We start from the raw sequence: 4,091 nt of genomic DNA on the forward strand, positions 1-4,091 counted from the left end.
CACCGATTTTGCGCCCGTACAACTCATGGATTTGTCCCTGTGCATCCATCACCGGCACAACCAGCGAGCCGCGCAGATGCTCACGCCCGTTCTCCCGCAACACCCCGACCGCCCGCAGGCGGCGGCGGATCTCCTCGCCGGCTTTTACCTTTTTCGGGGGCAGGCGGTAAGCGAGTGTCCGGTTGGCAAAGCCCAGCTTAAACTGCGCGACTAATTCAGGATGATTGAGCCGCCGCTTCGCCAGATAGGCCTGCGCTTCCGGCGCATTGAGCAGCGTATGATGATAAAACGCAACCACCCGTGACAGTAACACCTGTTGCCCGAGGGTCTCATCGGCCAGCTCCGCAGGCTGCACCAGTGGCTCAACCGCCGGATTGTGCCCCAGCACCGCGCGTAAGCGTTCCACGGCATGGCGCAGGCTCAGCCCTTCGGTTTGCATCACCCAGTCCAGCACCGACCCGCCCGCCTCACAGCCAAAGCAGTGATAGAGATTTTTCGACGGGGTAATCACCATCGAGGGCGTTCTCTCCTGATGGAACGGGCACAGCACGGTCATGTCTTTACCACGCTTAACCAGCTGCCGTCCCTGCTGCTCGATAATAGCCACTAAGGAGACGGCGGCTTTCAGGTGCTGTAATTCTGCTTCCGGGATGCGAGCCATGTCGATAATCCTTCAAAACGTGTCAATAGGGTTTGGGTAAAAATAACTCGACATCAATATACCACATATTGTAGTATGTACAACATATAGTAGTAAAACATGAGGTAAGTTATGGCTGTCTTATTACATTCAAGAACGGTAACAGCTATGGCTATCAGTAACGAAGAACGCGATTTTTTCATTGCATTAGGCGAACGGATCACCGTGTTACGCAAAGAACGTGGGATAACTCAGGCTGAACTGGCACAGAAGCTTAACGTTTCACAACAGACGGTACAGGCATGGGAAGCAGGGCGGCGAAGAATAAAGGTTTCTTCACTACCTATTGTGGCAAAAGTATTTTCAGTTTCATTGGAAGATTTATTCGGTGAGGAGCCGGAAAAAGTCAGCCGTAAACGTGGCCCGGCCCCCAAGTGGCAGCAGCAGATTGAAGAGATTGATGGTTTACCCAAGGCAAAACAAAAGATGATTTCAGAGATGCTAAACGCTCTGATAACTCAGGCAAAAGTAACAGACTGATAAATAACACAGGGTTTAAAGGCTGGCACCTTTAAACCCTGCTGACCACAACCAACTAGTTAGGAGTTGAATGATGGCTAAGGCGCATTCTAAGCAAAACCGTGCAGTAAATAAAGCTACAAAAACCGAACGTTATTACACCGTGGGATACGTGCCGCAAAATAACAAGGCCAAAGCCCCGCCCGCCATCCATCTTAAAGGGCAGTGGCTTAAGGCCGCGGGGTTTGATATTGGCGGCACACTCACCGTTAAAATTATGGACGGCTGTCTGGTGCTAATCCCCGACAGCGACGAAACTAACAGCCTCAAACAGCAATACCAACGCCAGCGAGAGCAAATCAGTGAAATTAAGCTGAGAATGCGGGAGCTGATAGGCGACTACAACAGCAACTAAGGGCAGGGGTTGAGCGGCTCTAAAAAAGGAAAAAGCCGGAAGATCATTCATTCTTCCGGCTTTATATTTTATTTAGTTACTATTTCACACTTGCCTACAACATCAAAAACATGGTCATAGGTGCTTAACACATATCTTTTGTTTCCTAAACGATGACCTTCTTCAATTTCATCAAAACTTGAAGATGAATATTTCTCATATGGATAATTATTTATCATATATATCTTAATAAATTCAATATCATAAAACTTAAAGGAAATATCTATAGGTTGCTTATCTTTTAATTGAGGCCTACATCCTGACAGTGATAATGACGCATTTACTTTAGCGCTGAATGGAGCCATATTTAATTCTACGTCAGTAAGAATAAGTGCATTTCTTGAATATATAATTCCATATATTGTTTCTATAGCTCTAGTTTTCATTTTATCCGCCACATTTTCTAACCTGAATAGATTTACCGCCATCTTCCGAGGAGAATCTACGATCAAGATTTATTTGGTTTAATTCTTCTGGGGTTGCCCATCTAGATGGTATTTTCGATATACCTGCTTCTTTTGCTGCATATAGTCTGCGGTTATCTAAACTGAATACAGAATCTTTATGCGCTCCTTGTGATATAAGTCTTTCCTGCGTATTAACAGGCAAATCTTTTATTCTCACCTTACGAATTGGCTCAACCCGATTTATGTAGGATGGATCTCTAATAAGTCTATGTTTTAAATCATTAATATTTCTACCGTCGTCAAACATAGGATTAATGTCGTTTTGAGAATAGAGAACAGTTTTTGGGCTAATAAGCTGTAATCCCAGTGGGTCAACCCAACCCGTGGGATTATGCACATAGCCATACGGGTTAAACCCGCCCAGCAACCCTATCGGGTCTTAGGGCAGGTTCCGGTGCGGTTATACTTTTTTAAGCGATTTTTTCCTTGATTATCAGCTTGTTAAAGAACCGTTTTTACCCGTTTAGCCCACATCCGTGAGCCTAAAATGCCGATGTGCACTTTTGGGCTGTTTAATCCGTTTGCCCCGGTGCGCTTTTGCCCTGCTACCACTGTAATCTGTTGTGCAGTATAGCGCCCCTTTTTCCTTGTTATTAACTGAACAGACTGATTTTGTGATGTTTTTCATTTTCGGCAACGGGCGAACGTCGCCCAGCTTGTCCTGGGCGGCGGGCGCACGTTCTGCGGGTGCGGGCGGCACAGAGCCTGCCAGCGGCGCACTGCGACGCTCTGGGGCACGGTGGCTCTGGTTCTGGCACGGTTTTGCATGACTACGCGTTATTCAAGGGAAGCCCCCTGCGGGGGCGGCACGGGGCGGCGATGGCGAGCACGGCAACGAGCGAGGAGCGCAGCGACTGCGAGCCGGGCGCAGCCAGTGCAGCAGGGTCGGGGCGGGGGAGGTAAAACCGCGGAGGCCGCAGGCCGACCTGCCTTCAGGGGTGTTTGCCGGACGGTGGCAAGGCAGCTAAAGAAGAAGCGGGTTAGATGCCGGATGGGGCACGGTGTTCCGGTTCGGCGCGGTGCTTGCCAAGCTGGTGCTCAGACGCTGACAGCAGAAGGCGCAGCCTTGTGCGTCACACCCGGCGATGCCGACCAGCGGGGGCGCAGACATAATGTATATTATACGCTGCGAACCGCTCACCGAGGCTTTTGACTGGCTGCATTACAGCCCGGTGAGGGGCGTATAATTCCCCCACATTATGTTGAGTGGGCTTTGGGCGGCCTGCACGGTCTGAACGGGGGCATCGTGGCTCAGGCCGGCCATTGCCCACGTACCCCCGCAGACACTGAAGCTGACGGGCAGTCCGGCCACGGTCTGCCCCTGCACGGAACCCAGCAGACTCAACGGGGGAGATCGGGCTGTCCGCTGCGCTGTGGTTTCGGGTCTGTGTCAGGTTCTCCGCTGGCACCGCCTGAGCTACTCTTTGGCGGTTCGGTATGACTGTCTGCTTCCGGCTGGGTTTGGGTGTTACGCTCGGCCGGATGGGTCTGGCTGTGAACCTGCTTGAGCTGTTTGATGGCAACCCGCGTATAGACCTGGGTCGTGTTGAGCTTCTCATGTCCCAGCATCGCCTGGATATGGCGGATATCGGCACCGTTGTCCAGCATCTGCGTCGCCATTGAATGCCGGAACAGGTGACAGGCGCCCGGCTTGTCCAGTCGGGCCTGCTGCCGGATGGCTTTGCCCGCGATGTGCGTCAGGTGCCCCGGACTGAGCGGCCTGCCCTTCTGCGAGATAAACAGGTAGCCACTGTCATACACCTCAGCCAGCTGTGGCCGGACATGCACCAGATAACGTTTCAGCCAGCTTAGCGCCCGCTCACCGATGGGCACCACCCGGTCTTTATTGCCTTTGCCCTGATTGATCACCACCGCCCCGCGTTCGACGTCGATATCCCCCCGCCGGAGCTGGCGCAGCTCCATACGCCGGATGCCACTGCTCCAGAGCACTTCCAGCATCACCCGGTTGCGCAGCCCCAGCACACTGGGGTCGTCAAGGCTGTCCAGCACC

8 protein-coding genes are annotated in these 4,091 nt (G+C 52.0%); 4 read left to right on the forward strand and 4 right to left on the reverse strand.

Annotation, left to right across the window (positions count from 1 at the left end):
• A partial coding sequence (locus tag Xbud_RS18370) for a CHC2 zinc finger domain-containing protein (RefSeq protein ID WP_244590037.1) occupies positions 1 to 661 on the reverse strand: 661 nt, incomplete at its 3' end.
• 111 nt (positions 662 to 772) lie between these two features.
• On the opposite strand from Xbud_RS18370, the gene Xbud_RS18375 reads away from it, so the two are divergent.
• Both Xbud_RS18375 and Xbud_RS18380 read left to right on the forward strand, forming a co-directional pair.
• Positions 773 to 1,180: a helix-turn-helix domain-containing protein gene (locus Xbud_RS18375; RefSeq protein ID WP_099137446.1), complete on the forward strand. Its 408-nt coding sequence runs from the start codon at positions 773 to 775 to the stop codon at positions 1,178 to 1,180.
• Positions 1,181 to 1,253: 73 nt separating this feature from the next.
• A complete protein-coding gene (locus Xbud_RS18380; protein ID WP_099137447.1) occupies positions 1,254 to 1,574 on the forward strand; it encodes a SymE family type I addiction module toxin in 321 nt (106 codons plus the stop codon).
• A 68-nt stretch (positions 1,575 to 1,642) separates the two neighbouring features.
• On the opposite strand, the gene Xbud_RS18385 is transcribed toward Xbud_RS18380, so the two are convergent.
• Positions 1,643 to 2,011, reverse strand: coding sequence for a hypothetical protein (locus Xbud_RS18385; RefSeq protein WP_145956669.1), 369 nt, complete (start codon positions 2,009 to 2,011; stop codon positions 1,643 to 1,645).
• A complete protein-coding gene (locus tag Xbud_RS18390; RefSeq protein WP_211283553.1) occupies positions 2,001 to 2,327 on the reverse strand; it encodes a hypothetical protein in 327 nt (108 codons plus the stop codon). The genes Xbud_RS18385 and Xbud_RS18390 overlap by 11 nt, the downstream gene beginning before the upstream one ends.
• Before the next feature lie 316 nt (positions 2,328 to 2,643).
• Between Xbud_RS18390 and Xbud_RS19985 the strand changes: the two genes are divergently transcribed.
• Together Xbud_RS19985 and Xbud_RS18395 are read left to right on the forward strand one after the other, a co-directional pair.
• Positions 2,644 to 2,850, forward strand: coding sequence for a hypothetical protein (locus Xbud_RS19985; RefSeq protein ID WP_169923114.1), 207 nt, complete (start codon positions 2,644 to 2,646; stop codon positions 2,848 to 2,850).
• 104 nt (positions 2,851 to 2,954) lie between these two features.
• Positions 2,955 to 3,233: a hypothetical protein gene (locus Xbud_RS18395; RefSeq protein ID WP_145956670.1), complete on the forward strand. Its 279-nt coding sequence runs from the start codon at positions 2,955 to 2,957 to the stop codon at positions 3,231 to 3,233.
• 188 nt (positions 3,234 to 3,421) lie between these two features.
• On the opposite strand, the gene Xbud_RS18405 is transcribed toward Xbud_RS18395, so the two are convergent.
• Positions 3,422 to 4,091, reverse strand: a 670-nt coding sequence (locus tag Xbud_RS18405; protein ID WP_145956671.1) for a tyrosine-type recombinase/integrase, incomplete at its 5' end; no start/stop codon positions are given.

It is taken from the genome of Xenorhabdus budapestensis (assembly GCF_002632465.1).
Lineage (GTDB): Bacteria > Pseudomonadota > Gammaproteobacteria > Enterobacterales > Enterobacteriaceae > Xenorhabdus > Xenorhabdus budapestensis.

What these genes read in the sequence shown, in the direction of transcription:
- Xbud_RS18375 (WP_099137446.1), top strand. Translation starts at nt 773, where the DNA reads ATGGCTGTCTTATTACATTCAAGAACGGTAACAGCTATGGCTATCAGT.
- Xbud_RS18380 (WP_099137447.1), top strand. Translation starts at nt 1,254, where the DNA reads ATGGCTAAGGCGCATTCTAAGCAAAACCGTGCAGTAAATAAAGCTACA.
- Xbud_RS18390 (WP_211283553.1), bottom strand. Translation starts at nt 2,327, where the DNA reads ATGTTTGACGACGGTAGAAATATTAATGATTTAAAACATAGACTTATT.